Below are 25,861 nucleotides of genomic sequence, written 5' to 3' on the forward strand. Positions count from 1 at the left end.
AAACTACGCGGATGATCAAATAGGTTGGGTCATTAAGCCAACTGACTTAACACCCGCACTATGTAGCAAGTTCAGCGCTTTAATAATTTCATCGTAGGGTACGTCTTTCGCGCCACCGATTAAGAAGACCGTTTTCGGATTTGACTCCAGGCGACGCTGCGCTTCGGCAATAACCTGCTCAGGTGGCAGCTGATCCATACGATCTTTTTCTACCACGACGCTGTATTGCCCTACGCCGGAAACCTCAATGATAACCGGAGGATCGTCATTGGTGCTCACCGCCTGTGATTCTGTCGCATCCGGCAGATCCACTTCCACGCTCTGGGTAATGATTGGCGCTGTTGCCATGAAGATCAGCAGCAGTACCAGCAGGACGTCCAGCAGTGGAACGATATTGATTTCGGACTTGAGCTCGCGACGACCTCGTCCACGCGATCTGGCCATGGTTTACCCCTTGTTGCTCTCGGTGCTGGTAAACGCCTGACGGTGCAGAATCGCAGTGAACTCTTCCATAAAGTTGTCGTAGTTCAGTTCCAGTTTGTTCACGCGCTGGTTCAGACGGTTGTAAGCCATAACTGCCGGAATTGCCGCAAACAGACCGATAGCGGTCGCAATCAGTGCTTCAGCGATACCCGGTGCAACCATCTGCAACGTCGCCTGCTTCACCGCGCCCAGCGCGATAAAGGCATGCATGATCCCCCACACGGTACCAAACAGGCCGATATACGGGCTGATGGAGCCGACAGTACCGAGGAATGGAATATGCGTTTCAAGGTTTTCCAGCTCACGGTTCATGGAAATACGCATCGCACGCGAGGCACCTTCCACCACCGCTTCCGGCGCATGATTGTTTGCACGATGCAGACGGGCGAACTCTTTGAAACCGCTATAGAAAATTTGCTCGGAGCCGGTCAGGTTTTCACGACGCCCCTGGCTCTCCTGGTACAGACGAGAAAGCTCAATGCCCGACCAGAACTTATCTTCAAACGCTTCTGCTTCACGGCCGGCGGCATTGAGGATACGCGTTCTCTGGATGATGATGGCCCAGGATGCGATTGAAAAACCAATCAAAATCAACATGATAAGTTTAACCAGAAGGCTTGCCTTCAGGAACAAATCAAGGATATTCATGTCAGTCACTGCTTAAACTCCGCGACAATAGACTTAGGAAGCGCACGAGGCTTCATTATGGTTGGATCAACACAAACAATCAGTACTTCAGCTGAGTTCAGTACAGTGTTCTCTGTGTTGACTATCCGCTGCGTGAAAACCAGTGAGGTTCCGCGCATTGATGTAATTTCAGTTTGGACTTCGAGCATATCGTCGAGTCTGGCAGGCGCAAAATACTCAAGCGTCATCTTGCGTACCACGAAGGCAACTCGCTCAGCCAACAGCACCTGTTGACTAAAGTGATGATGGCGCAGCATCTCTGTGCGTGCCCGTTCATAAAAAGCAACGTAGCTGGCGTGGTAAACCACACCACCGGCATCGGTATCTTCGTAATAGACACGAACCGGCCATCGAAACAGCGTTGTATTCACTTTACATCCCAGTAATGCAACAAAAGTTAGAGCTTTTAAACTTCGCTACTATACGCGCGGGAAAGATGGTTTGGAATGGGGGAAAGTAAACGGAGAGTAAATTTTTATGGGCTCGGGTAAGCCCATAACGTTAACGGACATTTCTTATTCAGAAGAAGAAGAAAATCAAACCGGCGAGTAGCACCAGATCGGCAATCAGCGGGCAGAAAATTCCCTGCCAGTGAACGGCTTTCGGACGAAAGCCCACGCCGTGGATCACACCTGCGCACACCGCCCACATAATGAGGAAGCCGTGCCAGATTTCAAGCTCGCTGGTTTTCGCTGCAAAGCGCGAAGGGTCCCAGAAGATACAACCTGCCAGCAGTAATGCCATCACTAAAGAAAGCGCCCGTAACGGGCGCTTGTCCATTACCGCGTAAAGTTTCGCGATAATATTCATCAGTGTTTTTCTTCACCCGCTTTGGTCGCTTCTACGTGCTCAAGCGCCAGGGCAGTGATGACACCAAATGCACAGGCAAGAAGCGTCCCTAAAATCCATGCGAAATACCACATATTCAGCTCCTTACTTAGTACATAGAGTGGGTGTTGCTTTCGATATGTTCTTTCGTGATACGACCGAACATTTTCCAGTAACACCAGATGGTGTAGGCCAGAACGATCGGAACGAACACGCAAGCAACATACGTCATCAGGTTCAGCGTCATATGGCTGGACGTTGCATCCCACATGGTCAGGCTAGCATTCAGCATGGTGCTGGATGGCATGACGAATGGGAACATCGCAATACCCGCCGTCAGGATAATGCATGCCAGGGTCAGTGAAGAGAACACGAACGCCAGCGCGCCTTTTTCCAGACGAGACGTCAGCACGGTCAGCAGCGGCAGCAACACGCCCAGCGCCGGGATCGCCCACAGCACAGGGGTATTGTTGAAGTTCACCAGCCATGCCCCCGCCTGACGCGCCACTTCTTTGGTCAGCGGGTTAGACGGTGCGGTGTGGTTAATCGCAGACGTCACCACGTAGCCATCAATACCGTACACCACCCACACACCGGCCAGCGCGAAGCAGACCAGCGTAACCAGCGCAGCAACCTGAGCCGTCGCGCGAGAACGCAGATGCAGCTCACCCACGGTACGCATCTGCAGATAGGTTGCGCCCTGAGTGATGATCATCGCCACGCTCACGACACCGGCCAGCAGACCAAACGGATTCAGCAGCTGGAAGAAGTTACCGGTGTAGTAAAGACGCATGTACTCGTCCAGGTGGAACGGCACGCCCTGCAGCAGGTTACCGAACGCCACGCCAATCACCAACGGTGGAACGAAGCTACCGATGAAGATGCCCCAGTCCCACATGTTGCGCCAGCGGGTATCTTCAATCTTGGAACGGTAGTCGAAACCGACCGGACGGAAGAATAAAGAGGCCAGCACCAGAATCATCGCCACATAGAAACCGGAGAACGCAGCCGCGTAGACCATCGGCCAGGCAGCGAACAGCGCGCCGCCCGCGGTGATCAGCCACACCTGGTTACCGTCCCAGTGCGGGGCGATGGAGTTGATCATGATTCGACGCTCGGTGTCATTACGACCGAGGAAACGGGTGAGCATCCCCACCCCCATGTCGAAACCATCCGTGACGGCGAAACCGATCAGCAGAACGCCAACCAGCAGCCACCAGATAAAACGCAATACTTCATAATCGATCATTTGATGACTCCTGTCTTAGCGTGCCGGCTGAGTAGTCGCAGTGGACTGCTCGTAGTGATAGCGACCGGTTTTCAGGCTGCTTGGGCCAAGGCGCGCGAACTTGAACATCAGGAACAGTTCAGCCACCAGGAACAGGGTGTACAGACCACAAATCAGCAGCATGGAGAAGATCAGGTCGCCTGCGGTCAGGGACGAGTTCGCTACCGCCGTTGGCAGCACCTCACCGATCGCCCATGGCTGACGGCCATATTCCGCCACAAACCAGCCGGACTCAATTGCGATCCACGGCAGTGGAATACCGTACAGCGCGGTGCGCAGCAGCCATTTTTTCTCGCCGATACGGTTGCGAATCACGGACCAGAAGGACGCCGCAATGATCAGCAGCATGATGATGCCGCAGCCCACCATAATACGGAATGCGAAGTACAGTGGCGCAACGCGTGGAATTGAGTCTTTGGTTGCCATCTGGATCTGCGCTTCCGTCGCATCAGAAACGTTCGGGGTATAACGCTTCAGCAGCAGACCGTAACCCAGATCTTTCTTCACGTCGTTAAACTGGTCGCGAACGGCCTGGTCGGTAGAACCGGCACGCAACTGTTCCAGCAGCGAGTAGGCTTTCATACCGTTACGGATACGCTCTTCGTGCTGCACCATCAGCTCTTTCAGACCCGTCACCTGCTTATCAACAGAACGGGTGGCGATGATACCCAGCGCGTAAGGGATCTGAATCGCGAAGCGGTTTTCCTGCGCGTCCTGATCGGGAATACCGAACAGCGTAAAGGCAGCAGGCGCCGGCTGGGTTTCCCATTCGGCTTCGATAGCGGCCAGTTTGGTTTTCTGCACGTCACCCATTTCGTAACCGGATTCATCACCCAGAACGATAACGGAGAGGATAGCAGCCATACCGAAGCTTGCAGCGATAGCAAAGGAGCGCTTAGCAAACGCGAAGTCACGACCGCGCAGCATATAGTAAGAACTGATGCCCAGTACAAACATCGCGCCGCACACATAGCCAGAAGCGACGGTGTGAACGAATTTAACCTGAGCAACCGGGTTCAGGACCAGCTCGGCAAAGCTGACCATCTCCATACGCATGGTTTCGAAGTTAAAATCAGACGCGATAGGGTTCTGCATCCAGCCGTTCGCGACCAGGATCCACAGCGCGGACAGGTTCGAACCTAATGCCACCAGCCAGGTTACCGCCATATGCTGGACTTTACCCAGACGGTCCCAACCGAAGAAGAACAGACCTACAAAGGTGGATTCAAGGAAGAATGCCATCAGACCTTCAATGGCCAGCGGCGCACCGAAGATATCCCCGACATAGTGGGAATAGTAAGACCAGTTAGTCCCGAACTGGAACTCCATGGTCAGACCGGTTGCCACGCCCAGTGCGAAGTTGATACCAAACAACTTGCCCCAGAACTTGGTCATATCTTTATAAATCTGTTTGCCGGAGAGAACGTATACCGTTTCCATGATGGCCAGCAGGAACGCCATACCGAGCGTCAGTGGCACAAACAGGAAGTGGTACATCGCGGTCAAGGCAAACTGTAAGCGCGACAGTTCGACTATATCTAACATCATGACTCCTTGCTCATCGCATGAAGACTCCGAGAGTGAACCCCGTCAGAAAGAGATCCACACGCATGCCCCAATACAAATTATTCGCATCCTAGTCGTCGTTATTACCCTGAAGGAGGATAAAAACGATGACGTGAGGTTACAAATACGTTAATAAAAAATTCAAATTGATCCCGCAAATATAATACGCTGCAAAACCCTTACAATAAACAGGTTTTTATTGAATCACATTTACGTTTTTCGACGGTGATCAATTTATAGCAAAATTACCACTTTTCGGCCATTTTGATCGGGAACAATTTAGCGCTTTTCAGCACCTTTTTCCAAGGATTAAACTTTGATTTAAATCAAAAACAAACCTTGGTGTTAACTATGTTTAATCGCGGTAAGAATGGTAAAAACCATGTTAACGATATGTGCATGTGAAGATGTGATTGGTTATCGAAGACGAAAAAAAATATAAACAGAAGTGATTTTAATTAACGCGAAACAAAAGCCTCATTACGATGCACGGCAAACAATAAAGCATAGTCGGGCCGGGTTATTTTTCCATGGCATTTATGCAACCCTTCGTAATTACATTTATTTTACTTTTGTCACCCCATAACTTAACACCGCGGAGTGACTATTTAATGAAAAAGGCCGCAAACAGTGCAGCCTTTTAATGATATCAGCGGTTCTCAGGCAAGAAGAAGGCTAAAGGTTCGCGACTGTCCCGGTCTGAACGCCCCGACAATGCCGTCGTCTTCACCGTGGTCCATCAGCCGTTCATTCATGTCCGTTTCGCAGCACCGCTTCACCGCTGGATTGACAGATAGCATCGCGTCACATGCGCTGGACTGCGAAGGGTTGAACAGTCGAAGAATGAGCTCATCACGATCTTCCGCTTTTTTGATCGCACTGAGTACGCATCCCGTTGGCGAAAGCGCTAACAGGCTGTAGCTTTCCGGCGTGGTCAACGACGCGCGATTCAGCTTCATTGCATCCCAGGGGATTTTGTTATAACACTGCACCGGCGTTAACCACGATTGAGCCTGCTGCGCGACACCCGCGTTTTCCGGCGAGCCGCTGAAGCTGAAGAGGCTAAAGCGACAGCTTAGCGGACCACGCACCTGAGAGTCCGGGACCGGCATTTTGATACCGGATGGTCTGCCGGGGCGCAGGAGCAGATCTTCTTTGCCGAGTACCCCCACGCCGCGCAGCAAGGTCAGAGCAAATGCTTTTTGTTCATCGCCCACGACTTCAAATTCACGCAGCCCCTCGGTAAATAGCGCAAGCCCGTTTCGTTTTTCCTGCAGGACGGCGTAGTTAAGTAAATTCCAGACGGGAACCGGCGCTTCTTTCCACCCCTCCTCCTGCCAGTTTTGCATCGCTGCGTCCTGCACCGGGCGAGTGATCGAGCCAAACTGCGTATCCGCTAACACTTCCTCTGTCATAAACGGCGTTGGGATGAGCACGCGAACGCGGTGGTCGTCGGCCTGATTATCCAGGCGCACCGCCACGTCAATGCGTCTGCTGTTGCGGCTTAGCGTAATTTCAAATTCAGCGTTGAGACAGCCGTTTCGCTGGCGCGCCGCACGTTCGGCCAGGTTCGCCGGAACGGCGATTCGATGGCGGATAACTGCCCTGCTCTGCCAGCCTTCATGCGTAACCTCAAATTCATGCTCGCCCTGCGCAGAAGTGAGTCTCCACTCTTCCCGCGAAGGCGAGTAGTCGTACTCATCACCATCATCCGAGCTCTCTTCGATTTCCAGCACGCGGTCATAAATAAGCCCGGTTTCTTTGTCGCGCAGGCGCAGCGAACCGTCATCATTTACGTCAATCTGCCAGAAGGCGTTTTCAAGTAAGGAGGCGGTGTTTTCCCCCGGAGAGAGCACCTTCCCGGCCACGTCAGGTTCGATAAACAGCGTACGGTAGCCCATCGACGGCAATATCTGGCTGAGCTGAATATCAAACTCCATAAACGGCTCGTAATTGCCGTAGTGAACAATCTGTCGGTCAATGAGGCCCGGGTCGAGCTCTCGCGCGCTGCGGATGAAATACGGGATCTCGTTGCCTTTGTCATCCCGCAGACGGAACTGGCTGGCGCGCAGTCGAATCGTGGTGTTCATCACCTCCTCACGCGGCCAGGGCATCAGGTTGAACATCACCAGCTTATCGGCATCGCTTTGCGGCATGTTGTCGACAATCTTGCGCATATAGAAACGCGCCAGGTTATCTGCCATGTCCTCAGCCAGTTCAAAGCGGGAGACAATCTCGCGATGCACCTTGTCGCTGCAGCAGCAGCCGATGCTGTCGTGAGCGTGGTTTTTGAGGATCTCTTTCCACATCTTCTCCAGCAGGCCGTGGTGGTAGTCGAAGCCCAGCGTCCAGGCAAGCGTCGCCAGCGGCTCGAGGATGTTGACAATTTTGTTCTCAATACGCGCATGGGCGATTTTGATATCCATGCGCGTAGAGCCGATGGTCCGGTGGACGCGCATGTATCTCCCGTCGATAAACTCCCCTTTTAGCGTCGCCAGCTCATCGCGGCGCGCATCGATATAATCAAACACCTCTTCGAACCGACTCATCACGAATTGACGCTGCGGATAGATTTCACGCAGCTTATCCATCACCGCGAAAATGTTCTGCTGCAGCGGCATCTGGTCGTGGCCGTTGGGAAGTAAAATCTCTTTGGTGACGGAGGCGTTTTCCAGGACCTCGAAGTAGCTGTCGAGCCGTTTTCGCAGCCCGGCTTCGTCCTCCGGTAAGTACTTACCAATCGCGTAGCCCAGCGGCAGCACCTGTGCCGTCACTTCACTGCCGTCCTGGCTCTGCCAGAGAAATTCGGTTTTATCGGTCCCGTGGCGTTCAGAACAACCGCGCCAGAACATCGTGCGGGTAATGCCAAACCCGTTATAGATATGCGGAAGCTGGCAGGACATGCCAAACGAATCCGGCAGATAGCCGATCTTCATCGGCTCGCCGAAGGCCATACAATCCCGGATGCCGTACATCAGGTTGCGGACAATCGACTCGCCGCTCACGATCGTGGTATCGGTCTGGGTATACCAGGGGCCGATAATCAGCTTTCCACGCTCGACAAGCGCCTTCACGCGAGAGCGGTTTTCGGGCACAACGGCAAAATAATCCTCCAGAACAGCCGTCTGTCCATCGAGAACATAGTATTTGTACTCATCATCCTGCTCCAGCCGGGTCAGGATCTCTTCCATATTATTGACCAGAAGAATACGCGACTCTTCGGTGGTGAAGTACCACTCACGGTCCCAGTGCATATGCGGCGTGATATGAACGCGAGATACAGCTTTCATCTTCGTTTCCTGTTTGTGCGTTTTTACGATAAGGCATCTTCAGTAACGTAGTTGCCCTTTTTTACCGCCTGGCGTCGCCAGAGCAGCAGAACCAGGGTGGAGATAGCGGTACCCACCAGCGCCGCGCCAAACCAGCCCGCCGCAGCAACCACACCACCCAACCCGGCATCGTGAAGTAAAAAAAGAGAGAAAATCCCGGCCCCCGGCGTAGACAACCCGATCCCCATCGCACCGACAGCCGCGCCTGTCACCATGGATCCGAGTACAAATGAGCCAATAACACGAAGCGGATCTTCTATCGCCATCGGAATCGCCCCTTCGGTAATGCCCGCGAGACCGAGCAGCCAGGTCGATTTGCCGGTTTCAATTTCAAACGACTTAAACAGCTTCGGTGCCAGCATCGTTGACGCCGTGACGGTAAAGGCTGAGACCATTTTGACGGAGGCAAAGATGGCATAGGGACCGTATACCCCGTTCGCCATCGCCCCCAGGCAAAACGCGTAAGCGGCTTTGTTGACCGGGCCACCCAAATCGAATGAGCACATAAACCCGAGGATTGCCCCCAGAAGCAGCGCATTCGCGCCGGACAGACCGTTAAGCCAGACGGTGAGCGTGTTATTGAGCCAGGCCACCGGTTCGCCAATCACAAACAGCATCAGGCTGCCCGCGCCCAGCACGCCAATCACCGGATAGAGATAAAAAGTCAGAAAGCCGTTGTAGCGGCTACTGAGCCGGATGTGGTTTTTCACCCAGCGCATCAGATAGCCCGCGATCAGCCCGCCGACGATAGCGCCAAGAAAACCGGAGCCGATCATGTTGGCAGCCAGACCGGCCGCAAAGCCCGGCGTCAGCGCAGGTTTATCCGCCAGCGAGTAGGCGGTATAGGCCGACAGGACAGGCACCATCAAAATGCCAAGCATGCCGCCGCCAAGCTTGCGGTACATCCACAGCCACGAGTTTTCCTGGTCAAACAGGTGCTGCAGGCCAAGGATTTGTGCCAGCAGTACCGATACGGCCAGCACCGTACCGCCGGCGACGATCAGCGGCACCGCAAAGGAGATACCGCTAAGGAGCGCCTGCTTGAGCTCCGTCTTAACGCTCTTTTTTTCTGCCTGTCCGGGAAGTGCTTCAGACGAAGACGGTAATGCCAGCGCGCGCTCAATGAGCGCTTCAGCATGGCGCAGGGGTTCCGCGACGGGCACGGAAATGGCGGGGATCCCCTGAAAACGCTCGCTCTCTTTGATCGCCACTTCTGCGGCAAAAATACACGCTTTCGCCTCCAGCAACTGCTGGGCAGTAATGCGCCCTTCAATACCGTTCGCCCCCTGCTTTTCGACCACCACGTTGACGCCGAGCTTACGTCCCGCTTTTTCCAGGTACTCTGCGGCCATATAGGTATGCGCGATCCCCGCCGGACAGGCGGTGACACAGACGACGGTGGGTGCATTCACCCGCGTATCAGCCTCGTCTTCCTTCGAGACAGCGTTCAGCGCATCAAGCAGATCCTCTGCCGTCTCTGCAGCCATAACGCGTCCCCGGAGGGCATCATCGGCAAGGCGAGACGTCAGCGCCGTCAGCACCTGGATATGCGTGGAACCCGCTTCAGCTGGCGGGATGGCAAGCAGGACGATCAGCTCTACGCGTTCAGGGCCGTCTACCCCCTCCCACTCCAGCGGTTTGCGCAGCGTAGCAACCGCAAAAGCCGCTTGGTTCACCGCGTTCGATTTACCATGCGGGACAGCCAACCCTTCACCCAGGGCGGTTGGCCCCTGCGATTCGCGACGGTAGACCTCCGCCAAAAATGCATCTCCATCTGTAATTTTGCCCAGCGCCACCAGCCGCATTGTAAGCTGGCGAATAGCCTCATCACGGCTGGCATAGTGCGCCTGCACGCAGACAGCACTGGGGTGGGTCAGAGTCGTCAGGTTCATAAGATCCTCACACCTAAGTTGTTATTGTCTGGCGGCAATTGTGGCAGGCAACACAATACATTTACGTGATCATTTTCACTAACAGTGCGAATTTGTATTTAAATTGTATTATTTACAAATTTTAAGCTGAAGGCATAATTCCGTGAAAAGGTATTAGAAAGGCAGATTCGATGGGTAACAAACCGATGTACCGGCAGATAGCCGATGCGCTTCGCGAGAAAATCAGTGCGGGAGAGTTAAAACCTGGCGATGCGTTACCGACGGAATCCAGCCTTCAGGAGGCATTCAACGTGAGTCGCGTCACGGTGAGACAGGCGCTGAAGCTGCTTACGGAAGAGCAGATCGTCGAGAGCATTCAGGGCAGCGGCACCTACGTAAAAGAAGAGCGCGTCAATTACGACATTTACCAGCTCACCGGGTTTTACGAAAAACTGGCGGACCGGAACGTGGATACCCACAGTGAGGTGAGCATTTTCGAAGTGCTGAAAGCCGATGCAAAACTTGCCGAAAAGCTGAATCTCTCTCATGAGGATAAAGTCTGGCACGTCAAACGCGTCCGCTTTATCAAACAAAAACCGGTAAATCTGGAAGAGACGTGGATGCCGCTAGCCATGTTCCCCGACCTCACCTGGGAAGTGATGGAGAATTCGAAATACCACTACATTGAGCAGATCAAAAAGCTGGTTATCGATCGCAGCGAGCAGGAGCTGGTGCCGATCATGCCGTCAGAAGAGGCGATCGCCGCGCTGTCGCTCGATCCGGCAAAACCGATCCTGGAAAAAGTCTCCCGCGGGTTTCTGAAGGACGGACGGGTATTTGAATACAGCCGCAACGTGTTCAATACCGATGATTACAAGTTCACGCTAGTCGCCAGACGCAGGCAATAAAAAAGGCCGCTTTACAGCGGCCAACCATGTCGAAACGGACATTTTTATACTGCAACGCCCCCCTTTCGGGGAGCAGAGAGGACTTACTTAATGATGGATTTCAGTGCTTCGCCGATATCCGCCAGGCTGCGAACGGTCTTCACGCCTGCGGCTTCCAGCGCTGCGAATTTCTCATCAGCCGTACCTTTACCACCGGCGATGATCGCGCCTGCGTGACCCATACGCTTGCCTTTCGGCGCGGTCACACCCGCGATGTAACCCACAACCGGCTTGGTCACGTGTTCTTTGATGTAAGCAGCCGCTTCTTCTTCCGCGCTACCACCGATCTCACCGATCATCACGATCGCTTCGGTCTGTGGATCTTCCTGGAACAGCTTCAGGATGTCGATGAAGTTAGAGCCCGGGATTGGGTCACCGCCGATGCCCACGCAGGTGGACTGGCCGAAACCGTAGTCGGTGGTCTGCTTAACCGCTTCATAGGTCAGGGTACCGGAACGGGACACGATGCCCACTTTACCCGGCTTGTGAATGTGGCCCGGCATGATGCCGATTTTGCATTCGCCTGGGGTGATAACGCCTGGGCAGTTCGGGCCGATCATGCGTACGCCAGCTTCATCCAGCTTCACCTTCACGGTCAGCATATCCAGCGTCGGGATGCCTTCAGTGATGGTGATGATCAGTTTGATGCCTGCGTCGATCGCTTCCAGAATAGAGTCTTTGCAGAACGGCGCCGGAACGTAGATCACGGTCGCGGTTGCGCCCGTCGCTTCTACCGCTTCACGCACGGTGTTGAACACCGGCAGGCCCAGGTGGGTGGTGCCGCCTTTACCTGGCGTTACGCCGCCAACCATCTGCGTGCCGTAGGCAATCGCCTGTTCGGAGTGGAAAGTCCCCTGGCTACCGGTGAAGCCCTGGCAGATAACCTTGGTATCTTTATTAATTAAAACTGACATTATTTCCCCTCCACTGCGGCAACAACCTGCTGAGCTGCATCCGTCAGACTTTTCGCTGCAATAATATTCAGGCCGCTGTCAGCCAGTTTTTTCGCGCCGAGTTCAGCGTTGTTACCTTCCAGACGCACAACCACCGGAACGTTAACACCCACTTCTTCTACCGCACCGATGATGCCGTCAGCAATCAGGTCGCAACGAACGATGCCGCCGAAGATGTTAACCAGTACCGCTTTAACGTTGTCGTCAGAGAGGATGATTTTGAACGCTTCGGTTACGCGCTCTTTGGTTGCGCCACCGCCCACGTCGAGGAAGTTCGCCGGCTCACCGCCGTGCAGCTTAACGATGTCCATGGTGCCCATTGCCAGGCCCGCACCGTTAACCATGCAGCCGATGTTACCGTCCAGCGCCACGTAGTTCAGTTCCCACTGTGCAGCCTGTGCTTCACGCGGGTCTTCCTGAGACTGGTCGCGCATTTCGCGCAGATCCGGCTGGCGGAACAGTGCGTTGCCGTCAGCGCCCAGCTTGCCGTCGAGGCAGATCAGGTCACCCTGGGTGGTGATCACCAGCGGGTTGATCTCGATCAGCGCCAGATCGCGCTCCAGGAAGATGGTCGCCAGCCCCATGAAGATCTTGGTGAACTGCTGAACCAGTTTACCTTCCAGACCCAGCTTGAACGCCAGCTCGCGACCCTGGTAAGGCATTGGGCCTGCCAGCGGATCGATAGCCACTTTGTGGATCAGGTGTGGGGTTTCTTCCGCCACTTTTTCGATTTCCACGCCGCCTTCGGTAGACGCCATGAACACCACGCGACGGGAGCTACGGTCAACCACCGCGCCCAAATACAGCTCTTTCGCGATGTCGGTCGCCGCTTCCACCAGGATTTGGTTAACCGGCTGGCCGTTCGCATCTGTCTGGTACGTTACCAGACGCTTGCCGAGCCAATGTTCAGCAAACGCACGAATCTCTTCTTTGCTCTTAACAACCTTCACACCGCCCGCTTTACCACGGCCACCAGCGTGAACCTGACACTTAACTACCCACGGGCCGGAACCGATTTTAGATGCGGCTTCTTCTGCTTCACGCGGGGTAGTACAGGCATAACCCACCGGAGCCGGTAAGCCATACCGGGCAAACAGCTGTTTGGCCTGATATTCATGTAAGTTCATGTGTTCTATCCATCCTTCAGGGTAATCGTTATCTTCAAACCTGTAGACCGGCGCAGCGTGTGCCGGTCTACGGGGCAGGTGATGCTAAATCGTGACTAGACGTCCAGCAGCAGACGCGTTGGATCTTCCAGCAGCTCTTTAATGGCAACCAGGAAGCCCACGGACTCGCGGCCGTCGATCAGGCGGTGGTCGTAAGAGAGCGCCAGGTACATCATCGGCAGGATCTCAACTTTACCGTCTACCGCCATAGGACGATCTTTAATGGCATGCATACCCAGGATCGCGCTCTGCGGCGGGTTAATGATCGGGGTAGACATCAGCGAGCCGAAGACGCCGCCGTTGGTAATGGTGAAGTTACCGCCGGTCAGGTCGTCTACGGTCAGCTTGCCGTCGCGGCCTTTCACAGCCAGCTCTTTAATGTTTTTCTCGATGTCAGCCATACCCAGGGTATCCACATCACGCAGAACCGGGGTTACCAGGCCACGTGGGGTAGAAACCGCCATGCTGACATCGAAATAGTTGTGGTAAACCACGTCATCGCCATCGATGGACGCGTTCACTTCCGGGTAGCGTTTCAGCGCTTCAACCACCGCCTTCACGTAGAAGGACATAAAGCCCAGGCGGATACCGTGACGTTTTTCAAACGCGTCACCGTACTGCTTACGCAGGTCCATGATTGGCTTCATGTTCACTTCGTTGAAGGTGGTCAGCATCGCGGTGGAGTTTTTCGCTTCCAGCAGACGCTCGGCCACGCGCTTACGCAGGCGGGTCATTGGCACGCGTTTTTCACTGCGCGCGCCCAGAGCAGGCTGTGCTGCTGGTGCTGCCGCAGGGGCTTTCGCTTCTGCCTGAGCTGGCGCTTTCGCCAGATGCTTGTCGATGTCTTCGCGGGTCAGACGACCGCCCACACCGGTGCCTTTAATGGCTGCCGGGTCAAGGCTGTGTTCCGCCAGCAGGCGACGGATCGCCGGGCTGAGGGCGTCGTTAGACTGCTCTTCCAGAGAGGCCTGCTGGCGCTGAGCCGGCGTAGAGGCTTTCTCTTCAGATTTCGCGCTGGACTCTTTGCCCGCGCTGTTGCCTTCACGCAGGCGACCCAGGATCTGACGAGAGGTTACGGTGGTACCTTCATCTTCCAGCACCGCGTCCAGAACGCCATCCGCCGAAGCCGGTACTTCCAGTACCACTTTGTCAGTTTCGATTTCTACCAGCACTTCATCGCGCTTAACGGCATCGCCTGGTTTTTTGTGCCAGGTAGCGACGGTCGCATCTGCTACAGATTCAGGCAGGTCGGGAACAAGAATATCTACGCTACTCATTATGTATCCTTTAATTAATCGACGTTCAGCGCGTCATTGACCAGATCTTGTTGCTGCTTCTGGTGAACGGACATATACCCTACCGCCGGAGAGGCGGAGGCCGGGCGACCTGCATAGCGCAGGGCTGACCCAAATGGAATCACTTCACGGAAATGATGCTGACTGCAGTACCATGCGCCCTGGTTGAGCGGCTCTTCCTGGCACCAGACAAAATCATGAACGTGAGCGTACGGTTTCAGCGCTTCCTGCACCGCCTGGTGCGGGAACGGATAAAGCTGTTCGATACGCACGATGGCGACATCTTTCTGATCGTTCTTACGGCGCTGTTCCAGCAGGTCGTAATAAACCTTACCAGAACACATCACCACACGCTTCACGGCCTGTGGATCCAGCTCGTCAATTTCGCCGATGGCTGGCAGGAAGGTACCGTTCGCCAGCTCTTCCAGGCTGGACACCGCCAGCGGGTGACGCAGCAGGGATTTCGGCGACATCACCACCAGCGGACGACGCATACCGCGCAGCGCCTGACGACGCAGCATGTGGTAAACCTGCGCCGGGGTGGACGGCACGCAGACCTGCATGTTCTGCTCGGCGCAGAGCTGCAGATAACGTTCCAGACGCGCGGAGGAGTGCTCCGGACCCTGGCCTTCATAGCCGTGCGGCAGCAGCATCACCAGACCACACATACGGCCCCATTTCTGTTCGCCGGAGGAGATGAACTGGTCGATAACCACCTGCGCACCGTTGGCGAAGTCGCCGAACTGCGCTTCCCAGATGGTCAGGGTGCGCGGTTCTGCCGTGGCGTAACCGTACTCGAAAGCCAGTACCGCTTCTTCAGACAGCACGGAGTCCCAGACCTTGAACTGGCCCTGACCGTTGTGCACGTGCTGCAGCGGGGTGTAGGTTGAACCGTTAGACTGGTTGTGAACGACCGCGTGACGGTGGAAGAAGGTTCCACGGCCCGCATCTTCACCGGACAGACGCACAGGAATGCCTTCGTCAACCAGCGTCGCGTAAGCCAGCGTTTCCGCGCCGCCCCAGTCGAACAGCTTCTCACCTGCCGCCATGGCCTGACGGTCAGCATAAATTTTCGCTACGCGAGATTGCATCTCGATAGCGTCCGGCACGGTGCTGATGCGTTTAGCCAGCTCCTGCAGGCGCTTCATCTCCACCTTGTTAGGGTAGCTCTCATCCCACTCGTGGTTGAGGTACGGCGACCAGGTAAAGGAGTGCATATTCATCGGGCGCAGCTCTTTCACTACGCACTCACCCGCATCCAGCGCGTCGCGGTAGAGGTTGACCATTTCGGTCGCATCTTCCAGCGTCGCCACTTTGTCGCTCTCCAGCTTGTCAGCATAGATTTTGCGCGGGGTCGGGTGTTTTTTGATTTTCTGGTACATCAACGGCTGGGTTGCACTTGGCTCATCCGCTTCGTTGTGGCCGTGACGGCGGTAGCAGAAGAGGTCAATGAACACATCGCGTTTGAAGGTGTTACGGAAGTCCAGCGCCAGACGGGTAACGAAAGCCACGGCTTCCGGGTCATCCGCGTTAACGTGGAAGATCGGCGCCTGAACCATCTTACCGATGTCGGTGCAGTACGGGGTGGAACGCGCGTCCAGCGGGTTAGAGGTGGTGAAGCCCACCTGGTTGTTGATCACGATGCGAACGGTACCGCCCACTTCATAACCACGCGCTTTGGACATGTTCAGGGTTTCCTGCACCACGCCCTGCCCTGTTACCGCCGCATCACCGTGAATGGTGATTGGCAGCACTTTATTGCTGCTCGGCTCGTCCAGACGATCCAGACGCGCGCGCACGGAACCGATAACCACCGGGCTGACGATTTCCAGGTGTGACGGGTTAAACGCCAGCGCCAGGTGAACCAGACCGCCTTCGGTTTCGATATCTGACGAGAAGCCCATGTGGTACTTCACGTCGCCGGTACCGAGGTGTTCTTTATGTTTGCCCGCGAATTCGTCGAACAGGTCCTGCGGTTTTTTACCCAGCACGTTGACCAGTACGTTCAGACGACCACGGTGTGCCATGCCCAGCACCACTTCACGGGTGCCGCTCTTGCCTGCGTGACGAATCAGCTCTTTCAGCATCGGCACCAGGGCGTCACCGCCTTCCAGCGAGAAGCGTTTTGCGCCTGGGAACTTCGCGCCCAGATAGCGCTCAAGGCCTTCCGCTGCGGTCAGTTCGCTGAGGAAGCGTTTTTTCTCGTCAGCCGAGAAGGTCGCGTGGCCCGCTACGGATTCGATGCGCTGCTGGATCCAGCGCTTCTCTTCGGTAGAGGTAATGTGCATGTATTCCGCGCCGATGGAGCCGCAGTAGGTTTGCTTGAGCGCGTCAATCAGATCGCCCAGCTTCATCGTGTCTTTGCCGATGGCAAAGGAACCTACGTTAAAGCTTTCCTGGAAATCGGCCTCGGTCAGATCGTGATACGCCGGATCGAGATCGGCCACACGGTCTTGTTTCCACAGTCCCAGCGGATCGAGATTCGCATGCTGGTGACCACGGAAGCGATAAGCGTTGATAAGCTGCAGGACTTTAACCTGCTTCGCATTGGTGTCAGGGTCGGAAATCGCAGAAGAGTAACGTGAGGCATCCTTCGCCAGACGACGGAAATAATCACGTGTTTTGGAATGGAATTGATCCGGTTTGACCCCTGTACCAGGCAACTGCTGGAACATGGAACGCCAGTTTGCGTCCACTGAGTCAGGATCGGTTAAGAAGTCTTCATAGAGCTGTTCTATCCAGCTCTGGTTGGCACCAGAGAGGTAAGAAGAGTCCAGCCAGGCTTTCATTGCGCCGTTCTGCATCGTGATCCCTTAAGCATTTTTATGCTTACTTTCGCCGTAGAAACTACCACGCACACCGCGTGTACGTGCCGGGGTTCACCTGCGAGCTCTTTGTGGCCCGCGAAGGAACCTTTAGAAACTGTCTTAAGGGTTTCCCCTCACCCCGACCCTCTCCCACGGGGAGAGGGGGAAGGTCGTCGGCAGTTTTTAAAGATTTCCTGCAATCTGTTCCCTCTCCCTTTGGGAGAGGGTTAGGGTGAGGGGAACAACGCTCCCCTCTCACTACTTACGCACTTCGCTGCAGCAGCATCGACTTAATATGGCCGATGGCGCGCGTCGGGTTCAGCCCCTTCGGACACACACTGACGCAGTTCATGATGCTATGGCAGCGGAATACGCTGAAAGCGTCACTCAGTCCTTCCAGACGGCTGTCGGTTTCGGTGTCGCGGCTATCGATCAGGAAGCGATAGGCAGCCAGCAGACCGGCCGGGCCGATAAACTTGTCCGGGTTCCACCAGAACGACGGGCAGGACGTTGAACAGCATGCGCAGAGAATACACTCGTACAGACCATCGAGTTTTTCACGCTGCTCAGGAGACTGTAAGTGCTCACGAGCCGGTGGATTTTGCCCATTATTCAATAAGTAAGGCTTAATCTTCTCATATTGTGCATAGAATTGCCCCATGTCTACCACCAAATCACGCACGACCGGCAGGCCTGGCAGAGGACGGATAACAATTTTCTGACCAGGACGCTGCAACGCTGAAATTGGCGTGATGCAGGCCAGGCCATTTTTGCCGTTCATGTTCACACCGTCAGAGCCACACACCCCTTCACGGCAGGAGCGGCGGAACGACAGCGTTGGATCTTTTTCTTTCAGCTGGATTAAGGCATCCAGCAGCATCATGTCACGACCTTCTTCCGCTTCCAGGGTGTAATCCTGCATGCGCGGAGCGTCGTCTACATCCGGGTTATAACGATAAACTGAGAATTCGAGTTTCATTATCCTGTCTCCGCATTAGTAAGTACGAATCTTCGGCGGGAACGCCGGACGCAGTTTCGGTTCCATGTTGACGCTACGACGCGTCATGGTTTCCGACTCTGGCAGATACAGGGAATGGCACAGCCAGTTTTCGTCATCACGCTCCGGGAAGTCGAAGCGGCTATGCGCGCCACGGCTTTCGGTACGGAAGTTTGCCGACATCGCGGTCGCGAACGCGGTTTCCATCAGGTTATCCAGCTCCAGGCACTCAACGCGCTGGGTGTTGAACTCGCTGGAGGTATCGTCCAGACGGGCATTTTTCAGACGCTCGCGGATCGCTTTCAGCTGCTCAAGACCTTTGGCCATCGCGTCGCCTTCACGGAATACCGAGAAGTTGTGCTGCATGCACTCCTGCAGCGCTTTGCGGATTTCCACCGGATCTTCGCCGTTACGGTTGCCGTTCCAGCGGTTGAGGCGCTCAAGAGAGGCATCAATTTCGTCGTCGGTTGCGTCACGCAGCGCGCCCTGCTCGGCAATGGATTCCTGCAGATGCAGACCCACCGCACGACCAAACACCACCAGATCCAGCAGGGAGTTGCCGCCCAGACGGTTTGCGCCGTGTACGGATACGCAGGCAATTTCGCCCACCGCGAACAGGCCAGGAATGACCACGTCTTCGCCCTGCTCGTTCACGGTCAGCGCCTGACCGGTCACTTTGGTCGGAATACCGCCCATCATGTAGTGGCAGGTTGGGATAACCGGAATCGGCTCTTTCACCGGATCGACGTGTGCAAAGGTACGGGACAGTTCCAGGATGCCCGGCAGACGGGATTCCAGCACTTCTTTACCCAGGTGGTCGAGTTTCAGCTTCGCGTGTGGACCCCATGGGCCGTCACAGCCGCGGCCTTCACGGATTTCGATCATGATGGAACGCGCCACCACGTCACGACCCGCAAGGTCTTTCGCATTCGGGGCATAACGCTCCATGAAGCGCTCGCCGTGTTTGTTCAGCAGGTAGCCACCTTCACCACGGCAGCCTTCCGTCACCAGAACGCCTGCACCGGCGATACCGGTTGGGTGGAACTGCCACATCTCCATATCCTGCACCGGCACGCCCGCGCGGATAGCCATACCGACACCGTCACCGGTGTTGATGTGGGCGTTGGTGGTAGACTGGTAAATACGGCCTGCACCACCAGTCGCCAGCACGGTAGCGCGGGCTTTGAAGTAAACCACTTCACCGGTTTCGATACACAGCGCGGTACAGCCAACAATTGCGCCATCGGCGTTTTTCACCAGATCCAGCGCATACCACTCGGAGAAGATGGTGGTGTGGTTTTTCAGGTTCTGCTGATACAGGGTGTGCAGCAGCGCGTGACCGGTACGGTCAGCCGCCGCCGCGGTGCGTGCCGCCTGCTCGCCGCCGAAGTTTTTCGACTGGCCGCCAAACGGACGCTGATAGATGGTGCCATTTTCCAGACGGGAGAACGGCAGACCCATGTGGTCCAGCTCCAGAATCGCTTCCGGGCCGGTTTTACACATATATTCGATGGCATCCTGGTCGCCGATGTAGTCGGAACCTTTTACCGTGTCATACATGTGCCATTCCCAGTTATCTTCATGGGAGTTACCCAGCGCAACGGTGATACCACCCTGCGCGGACACAGTGTGGGAACGGGTCGGGAAAACTTTAGAGAGCAGCGCACAGCTCTGGCCGCTCTGGGAAATTTGCAGTGCGGCACGCATACCTGCGCCACCGGCACCAATCACAACAGCATCAAATTCTCTGACTGGCAGTTTCATTACACACCCCACACCACAACGAATCCATAAATAACGTAAACCACCAGTGCAACGACAATGGCCAGCTGCAGTGGGAGGCGAATCGCCAGCGGTTTAACGTAATCGGTCAACACCTGCCACATGCCAATCCAGGCATGAATAAGGATGGAGAACAGGGCCAGCAGGGTGAACACTTTGGTGAAGGCGGATCCGAAGAACCCACTCCAGATTTCCCACGTCAGCGTGCCGCTGGTCGCGAAGAAACCGATCATATAGATGATGTAGAGGGTGAGAACGATGGCGGTAGCACGGACCAGAATGAAGTCATGTACGCCGTTGCGTCCTAATGCGGAGGCGTTGCTTACCATACGAGAACTCCTGCGAGAAGTGAAAGCACGACTGTAATCACAAATGAAATGTTAGCGGAGCGTTTCCCTACTTCGAAGGTCTCTTCCAGGTAGCCAAAGTCCATCAGCATATGGCGAACACCCACGACTACGTGGTACGCCAGCGCGGTCAGAATGCCCCACATGATGAATTTCACGAAGAAGCTGTTCATGATGGCAGAGGCCTGGAGGAATCCTTCAGGGGAAGAGAGGCTGGTGCCCAGTAACCACAGCAGAATACCGACCGCCACAAACGTAATCACACCAGAAACACGGTGCAGAATGGACGCTATTGCTGTTACGGGGAACCGGATCGTTTTGAGATCCAGATTGACAGGTCTTTGTTTTTTCACATTTCTTATCATGAATAACGCCCACATGCTGTTCTTATTGTTTCCTTCCTCCGGACTGCGATGCGGGTCAGACAGCGTTCCTTTTCTATAACTGCGCGTCATGCAAAACAGTGCTTCCAGATGCTTAAACGACACATTACAACGCTGGGTGGCTCGGGATTGCAGGGTGTTCCGGAGACCTGGCGGCAGTATAGGCCGTTCACAAAATCATTACAATTAACCTACATACAGTTTGTCGGGTTTTCTCTGGAACAGTGATCAGGGTCACGATAACAACATCTTTTTAATTTTTAATCATCTGATTTGACAAATGTTAAACAATATTGTTACAAACGTCATCAGAAAAGGCATATAATGCGCAAAAGTTATGAGGTCTCTCTTTCACCTGACAAATAGTTATGTAACAGTGTGATGGTATTGACCGAAGTTATCAGGACAGTTATTAGTGATATACAGGTTTGAATAATTCGGACTGCAAAAACGCTGATTTGCTGTTGTTTCACTGATATTTCATTCGTTTACCTGCAAGGCGCCATAGCTCTGTACCCTGGTTTGTCCTCGTGAGCTGAGCGGTAAGCCAAATAACAATCTGGTAACGGTGATTAACAGCTGAAAGCAAATCCGGTAAAGCGCAGTCTTAAGCATAAGGCGCTAAGGAGACCGTAAATGGCTGATACAAAGGCAACGCTCACCCTAAATGGTGACACTGCTATTGAACTGGATGTGCTAAAAGGCACGCTCGGTCAGGATGTTATTGATATCCGTACGCTGGGTTCCAAAGGGATGTTTACCTTTGACCCTGGATTTACCTCTACCGCATCTTGCGAATCCAAAATCACCTTCATTGACGGTGACGAAGGTATCCTGCTCCATCGCGGCTTCCCTATCGATCAGTTAGCCACCGAATCCAACTACCTGGAAGTGTGCTACATCCTGCTGAACGGCGAAAAACCGACGCAGGCCCAGTTCGATGAATTTAAAACCACCGTGACCCGTCACACCATGATCCATGAGCAGATTACCCGTCTGTTCCATGCGTTCCGTCGTGACTCTCACCCAATGGCGGTGATGTGCGGGATTACCGGTGCACTGGCAGCGTTTTACCACGACTCCCTTGACGTAAATAATCCGCGTCACCGTGAAATCGCCGCTTACCGTCTGCTGTCCAAAATGCCTACCATGGCGGCGATGTGTTACAAATACTCCATCGGTCAGCCGTTTGTGTATCCGCGCAACGACCTCTCCTACGCGGGCAACTTCCTGCGCATGATGTTCTCCACGCCGTGCGAAGAGTACGAAGTGAACCCGGTTCTGGAACGCGCGATGGACCGTATTCTGATCCTGCACGCTGACCACGAGCAGAACGCCTCTACCTCTACCGTCCGTACCGCAGGCTCTTCAGGCGCGAACCCGTTCGCCTGTATCGCTGCGGGCATCGCCTCCCTGTGGGGACCGGCGCACGGCGGCGCGAACGAAGCGGCGCTGAAGATGCTGGAAGAGATCAGCACCGTTGAGCACATTCCAGAGTTCGTGCGTCGCGCGAAAGACAAGAATGACTCCTTCCGCCTGATGGGCTTCGGTCACCGTGTTTACAAAAACTATGACCCGCGCGCCACCGTAATGCGTGAAACCTGCCACGAAGTGCTGAAAGAGCTGGGTACCAAAGATGACCTGCTGGAAGTGGCGATGGAGCTGGAACACATCGCGCTGAACGACCCGTACTTCATTGAGAAGAAACTCTACCCGAACGTCGATTTCTACTCTGGAATTATTCTGAAAGCGATGGGCATTCCGTCTTCCATGTTCACCGTCATCTTCGCGATGGCGCGTACCGTAGGCTGGATTGCACACTGGAACGAAATGCACAGCGAAGGCATGAAGATCGCCCGTCCTCGTCAGCTGTATACCGGCTACGAGCAGCGTGATTTTAAGTCTGACCTGAAGCGCTAAACGTTAAGCCCGGTGGCGCTGACGCTTACCGGGCCTACAAATGCGAAACGTAGGCCGGGTAAGGCGTAGCCGCCACCCGGCTTTTTTACATCTGGCACCCTGGACACCAGTAAAACGGTCTGGAAGAGATCGTAGCCTTCTCAATCACGCCGCCGCACCGCTCGCACTTTTTCCCCGCCCGATGAAACACCTTGAACCGGAACAACGCCCCGTGATGCTTGTTTTCATCGACGATGCCGCGCGTGTTGTACGACAGCCGCGGGATGTCCAGCAGCGCGTGGGACAGCGCCTCCAGCTGTTCATCGCTCAACTGAGAGGCTTTATGCTGCGGCGCCAGCCCGACTTCCCAGAGGATCTCCACCCGCAGGTAGTTACCAAGCCCGGCCAGAAACGCCTGGTCAAGAAACAGGCCGGAAAACTGCCGGTTGCGGAATGTGGTCGATAGCAATCGGGCCTTCACATCGCTCGCCGTCAGACGCATATCCAGCACGTCCGGCCCCACTCGCTGTAGAAACGGATGCGTGAGGAGTTGCTCCGGCGTTAATATTTCGATATCAGAGGCGCTATAGAGCAGGATCGCCTTATCGGCCGTTTGCAGCCTGACGCGTAGCACGCGGGTAGTCTGCGGCTGTTCACCCGCCTCCACCACTCGCCAGACGCCGTAAAGCTGGTTATGGCTATATAACGTCAGGTTATGGGAGAAATGCGTGAGCAGCGCTTTGCCGCGCGTTTCAATATGCGTTACCGACTGCCCCACCAGCTGTGATTCAAACGGTTTCAGTTGAGGAAAAGCAAACCAGACCTCCGTCAGGGGTTTGCCCTTTATCGCCGCCTCGAGGCTATCCGCTGCGCGGCGGATCTCCGGGCCTTCTGGCATTTTTCTGTCCTTTCATGATTAGTCTGCGCTGACAAGAATGCCCTCTTCAGAGAACGCCGCCCGCAAGCGGCGCGCGAACTGGAGCGCATGCTCGCCGTCACCGTGTAAACACACCGTATCAGCCTGCACGTTCGCCAATGTTCCGTCCACAGCGGTCACCCGCCCGGCACGTACCATCTCCAGCGTCTGCGCCAGCGCTTTAGCTTCGTCGGTAATCAGCGCACCGGCCTGCGTACGTGGAACCAGGCTGCCGTCCGGCAGGTATCCCCGATCGGCAAATACTTCCTGACGGGTGGTCAGGCCCAGCCGTTCTCCGGCGCGAATCAGCTCGCTGCCGGCCAGACCTACAAGGATCAGCTGCGGATGACTGTCCCGCACCGCACGGGCAATGGCGTCTGCCAGAGCAGCATCTTTCGCCGCCTGGTTATAGAGCATGCCGTGCGGCTTCACGTGGCGCATCACACCGTTCTCCGCACGCACCATCGCCTCAAGCGCACCGATCTGGTAGAGCACCTGAGCGTAGACCGTCTCAGGCGGCAGGTCCATCGCGGTGCGGCCAAAGTTTTCCCGGTCAGGGAAGCTCGGGTGGGCGCCAATCGCCACGCCATTTTGGATGGCATGACGCACGCTCTCCAGCATGATTTGCGCATCGCCTGCGTGAAAGCCGCAGGCGATATTGACCGAAGAGACCAGCGTCATCAGCGCCGCATCGGCGCTGCCGCCCTCGCCCAGATCGGCATTCAAATCAATCTTTACCATCGAGCCTCCACGCCAGCTGTTCGAGATAGCGCTGCTGATCCTGCCGCGCCTTTAGCGCCTCCTCCAGCGAACACTGCACAAAGTGAATCGGCTGTCCGAGGGGAATTTGCGCCAGATGGTAGCGATCGGCTTCAATGATGCAGGCAATTCGCGGATAACCGCCCGTCGTCTGCGCGTCGTTCATTAACACGATTGGTTGCCCGTTGCCCGGCACCTGAATAACCCCAGGCAGTAAACCGTGGGAAAGCAGTTCCCTGTCGGTCGTCCGGATCAGCGGCTGCCCCTGCAGGCGGTAGCCCATACGGTTACTCTGCGGACTGAGCTTCCACGGCGAGCGCCAGAAGGACTCTTTGGAGGCCTCGTCGAACTCATGATATTCCGGCCCCGGTAAGGCGCGGATCTGGTTTCCCCAGAGAAGTTGTTTCACCCCCTGCGCCGTCGAAAAGTGACGCGAAGAGGGCTTAATCGCCAGGCGATCGCCGTCGCGCAACAGACGTCCTTCGTGACCGCCTATCCCGGCTTTCTGATCGGTACTGGATGAGCCCAGCACCTCAGGCACATCAATGCCGCCAGCCACCGCCAGATAGCTACGCACGCCGTGCAAAGGACGCTTTAAGGTCAGACGCTGTCCGGCTTTCGCCCGCAGACGCCAGCCGGTCCACACCGCTTTGCCGTCCAGCGTGGCATCACAGCCTGCGCCGGTGAGCGCGAACCAGGTCTCCTGACCAAACTCAATCACACACTGGCCGAGCGTAATTTCGAGCGCCGCCGTGCTGCCGGGGTTGCCCACCAGCACGTTAGCGATTTCCAGCGCAGGACGGTCCAGCGCGCCACAATAGCTCACGCCCGACTGGCGCATGCCAAAGCGGCCGGCATCCTGTACGGAGGTATAAAGCCCGGCGCGAATAAGCGTTAACATACCCCCTCCTTCTGCGGGATAAAGCGAAGGGTATCGCCCGGGCGCAGGAGTATTGGCGACGCCAGCCCGGGGTCAAATAACGGGGTGGCGGTATGCCCAATAAGCTGCCAACCACCGGGCGAAGTCAGTGGATATACGCCAGTCTGCTCGCCACCAATCGCGACCGTCCCCGCCGGTACGCTCAGGCGCGGTTCAGCACGGCGCGGCGTATGCAGCCGGGGAGATAATCCCCCCAGATACGGGAATCCGGGCTGGAATCCCAGAAACCAGACGACGTAATCCACCGAACTGTGCAACTCAACAACCTGCTTTTCGGTGAGTCCGCAATGGTCTGCGACCACACCAAGATCCGGTCCCCCCGTACCGCCATAAACGACCGGGATCTCAATGGCACGCGATTCCGGCTCCAGCGCCTCGCTCTCTTCCCACCAGCGCTGTAAACGTTCAATGGCATCCAGCGCCAGCGTATGCGGACTACGCAGCACCACCGTGATGTTATTCATCCCCGGAATGGCTTCAACCACATCCGGCAGATCGACCAGACGCTGGGTTAGCCGCCAGATACGCTTTTGCGTGGCAAGGGTCACCGGCGGCTCGAGCTCCAGAACCACTGCCGTTTCTCCCAGAAGATAACAACGCGCTCGCTGCACTCAGGCA

The 25,861-nt window shown here is 55.5% G+C and carries 23 protein-coding genes; 2 read left to right on the forward strand and 21 right to left on the reverse strand.

The features are described from left to right. Positions 1-15 precede the first annotated feature (15 nt). The 9 genes from tolR to mngA form a co-directional block, all read right to left on the reverse strand. The gene (tolR, locus tag CWR52_RS05770) at positions 16-444 is read right to left on the reverse strand and encodes a colicin uptake protein TolR (protein WP_003858589.1); all 429 of its coding nucleotides are present in this window, start codon (positions 442-444) and stop codon (positions 16-18) included. A gap of 3 nt (positions 445-447) precedes the next feature. After that, positions 448-1,140, reverse strand: a complete 693-nt coding sequence (gene tolQ / locus CWR52_RS05775) for a Tol-Pal system protein TolQ (protein WP_008501101.1) — start codon at positions 1,138-1,140, stop codon at positions 448-450. Then, positions 1,137-1,541, reverse strand: a complete 405-nt coding sequence (gene ybgC, locus CWR52_RS05780; protein ID WP_104949100.1) for a tol-pal system-associated acyl-CoA thioesterase — start codon at positions 1,539-1,541, stop codon at positions 1,137-1,139. The genes tolQ and ybgC overlap by 4 nt, the downstream gene beginning before the upstream one ends. 148 nt (positions 1,542-1,689) lie before the next feature. Next, positions 1,690-1,980 carry a cyd operon protein YbgE gene (ybgE, locus tag CWR52_RS05785; protein WP_008501100.1) on the reverse strand — a complete coding sequence of 97 codons (291 nt, stop codon included), beginning with the start codon at positions 1,978-1,980 and terminating at the stop codon, positions 1,690-1,692. Beyond that, positions 1,980-2,093 carry a cytochrome bd-I oxidase subunit CydX gene (gene cydX / locus CWR52_RS05790; protein ID WP_003858598.1) on the reverse strand — a complete coding sequence of 38 codons (114 nt, stop codon included), beginning with the start codon at positions 2,091-2,093 and terminating at the stop codon, positions 1,980-1,982. Before cydX ends, ybgE begins: the two co-directional genes overlap by 1 nt. 14 nt (positions 2,094-2,107) lie before the next feature. Next, positions 2,108-3,247 (reverse strand): cytochrome d ubiquinol oxidase subunit II, encoded by a 1,140-nt coding sequence (gene cydB, locus CWR52_RS05795; RefSeq protein WP_048226125.1) that lies wholly within the window; start codon positions 3,245-3,247, stop codon positions 2,108-2,110. A 15-nt stretch (positions 3,248-3,262) separates the two neighbouring features. Further along, complete coding sequence (gene cydA, locus CWR52_RS05800; protein WP_008501098.1) at positions 3,263-4,831, reverse strand: cytochrome ubiquinol oxidase subunit I; 1,569 nt, start codon at positions 4,829-4,831, stop codon at positions 3,263-3,265. A gap of 680 nt (positions 4,832-5,511) precedes the next feature. Beyond that, a complete protein-coding gene (mngB, locus tag CWR52_RS05805) occupies positions 5,512-8,142 on the reverse strand; it encodes a mannosylglycerate hydrolase (protein ID WP_104949101.1) in 2,631 nt (876 codons plus the stop codon). A gap of 23 nt (positions 8,143-8,165) precedes the next feature. Beyond that, on the reverse strand, positions 8,166-10,073 hold the full coding sequence (gene mngA / locus CWR52_RS05810) for a PTS 2-O-a-mannosyl-D-glycerate transporter subunit IIABC (RefSeq protein WP_104949102.1): 1,908 nt from the start codon (positions 10,071-10,073) through the stop codon (positions 8,166-8,168). A 170-nt stretch (positions 10,074-10,243) separates the two neighbouring features. On the opposite strand from mngA, the gene CWR52_RS05815 reads away from it, so the two are divergent. Further along, positions 10,244-10,960, forward strand: coding sequence for a GntR family transcriptional regulator (locus CWR52_RS05815; RefSeq protein WP_104949103.1), 717 nt, complete (start codon positions 10,244-10,246; stop codon positions 10,958-10,960). An 83-nt stretch (positions 10,961-11,043) separates the two neighbouring features. Here CWR52_RS05815 and sucD read toward each other — a convergent pair whose 3' ends face one another. The 8 genes from sucD to sdhC form a co-directional block, all read right to left on the reverse strand. Next, positions 11,044-11,913, reverse strand: a complete 870-nt coding sequence (sucD, locus tag CWR52_RS05820; RefSeq protein WP_008501094.1) for a succinate--CoA ligase subunit alpha — start codon at positions 11,911-11,913, stop codon at positions 11,044-11,046. Then, positions 11,913-13,079 carry an ADP-forming succinate--CoA ligase subunit beta gene (sucC, locus tag CWR52_RS05825; protein ID WP_006809579.1) on the reverse strand — a complete coding sequence of 389 codons (1,167 nt, stop codon included), beginning with the start codon at positions 13,077-13,079 and terminating at the stop codon, positions 11,913-11,915. The genes sucD and sucC overlap by 1 nt, the downstream gene beginning before the upstream one ends. 95 nt (positions 13,080-13,174) lie before the next feature. Continuing rightward, on the reverse strand, positions 13,175-14,395 hold the full coding sequence (gene odhB, locus CWR52_RS05830; protein ID WP_008501093.1) for a 2-oxoglutarate dehydrogenase complex dihydrolipoyllysine-residue succinyltransferase: 1,221 nt from the start codon (positions 14,393-14,395) through the stop codon (positions 13,175-13,177). 14 nt (positions 14,396-14,409) lie between these two features. Next, positions 14,410-17,217 carry a 2-oxoglutarate dehydrogenase E1 component gene (gene sucA, locus CWR52_RS05835; RefSeq protein ID WP_008501092.1) on the reverse strand — a complete coding sequence of 936 codons (2,808 nt, stop codon included), beginning with the start codon at positions 17,215-17,217 and terminating at the stop codon, positions 14,410-14,412. Between the two features lie 265 nt (positions 17,218-17,482). Continuing rightward, positions 17,483-18,199, reverse strand: a complete 717-nt coding sequence (gene sdhB / locus CWR52_RS05840; protein ID WP_008501090.1) for a succinate dehydrogenase iron-sulfur subunit SdhB — start codon at positions 18,197-18,199, stop codon at positions 17,483-17,485. Positions 18,200-18,214: 15 nt separating this feature from the next. Further along, positions 18,215-19,981 carry a succinate dehydrogenase flavoprotein subunit gene (sdhA, locus tag CWR52_RS05845; protein WP_008501089.1) on the reverse strand — a complete coding sequence of 589 codons (1,767 nt, stop codon included), beginning with the start codon at positions 19,979-19,981 and terminating at the stop codon, positions 18,215-18,217. Next, positions 19,981-20,328, reverse strand: a complete 348-nt coding sequence (gene sdhD, locus CWR52_RS05850) for a succinate dehydrogenase membrane anchor subunit (RefSeq protein ID WP_008501088.1) — start codon at positions 20,326-20,328, stop codon at positions 19,981-19,983. Before sdhD ends, sdhA begins: the two co-directional genes overlap by 1 nt. Next, complete coding sequence (gene sdhC / locus CWR52_RS05855) at positions 20,322-20,726, reverse strand: succinate dehydrogenase cytochrome b556 subunit (RefSeq protein ID WP_167467794.1); 405 nt, start codon at positions 20,724-20,726, stop codon at positions 20,322-20,324. Before sdhC ends, sdhD begins: the two co-directional genes overlap by 7 nt. A 639-nt stretch (positions 20,727-21,365) precedes the next feature. Between sdhC and CWR52_RS05860 the strand changes: the two genes are divergently transcribed. After that, positions 21,366-22,649, forward strand: a complete 1,284-nt coding sequence (locus tag CWR52_RS05860; RefSeq protein WP_045909567.1) for a citrate synthase — start codon at positions 21,366-21,368, stop codon at positions 22,647-22,649. A gap of 85 nt (positions 22,650-22,734) precedes the next feature. Here CWR52_RS05860 and nei read toward each other — a convergent pair whose 3' ends face one another. From nei to pxpB, 4 genes are read right to left on the reverse strand one after another with little or no spacing between them, the layout of a single operon-like run. Next, positions 22,735-23,526: an endonuclease VIII gene (gene nei / locus CWR52_RS05865; RefSeq protein ID WP_104949105.1), complete on the reverse strand. Its 792-nt coding sequence runs from the start codon at positions 23,524-23,526 to the stop codon at positions 22,735-22,737. Between the two features lie 18 nt (positions 23,527-23,544). Beyond that, positions 23,545-24,285, reverse strand: coding sequence for a 5-oxoprolinase subunit PxpA (gene pxpA / locus CWR52_RS05870; protein WP_104949106.1), 741 nt, complete (start codon positions 24,283-24,285; stop codon positions 23,545-23,547). Next, positions 24,272-25,204 carry a 5-oxoprolinase subunit PxpC gene (pxpC, locus tag CWR52_RS05875; RefSeq protein ID WP_048026969.1) on the reverse strand — a complete coding sequence of 311 codons (933 nt, stop codon included), beginning with the start codon at positions 25,202-25,204 and terminating at the stop codon, positions 24,272-24,274. Before pxpC ends, pxpA begins: the two co-directional genes overlap by 14 nt. Further along, positions 25,198-25,854 carry a 5-oxoprolinase subunit PxpB gene (gene pxpB, locus CWR52_RS05880; RefSeq protein ID WP_048226116.1) on the reverse strand — a complete coding sequence of 219 codons (657 nt, stop codon included), beginning with the start codon at positions 25,852-25,854 and terminating at the stop codon, positions 25,198-25,200. The genes pxpC and pxpB overlap by 7 nt, the downstream gene beginning before the upstream one ends. Between the last annotated feature and the right edge of the window lie 7 nt (positions 25,855-25,861).

This window comes from Enterobacter sp. SGAir0187, assembly GCF_002952735.2.
Lineage (GTDB): Bacteria > Pseudomonadota > Gammaproteobacteria > Enterobacterales > Enterobacteriaceae > Enterobacter > Enterobacter quasiroggenkampii.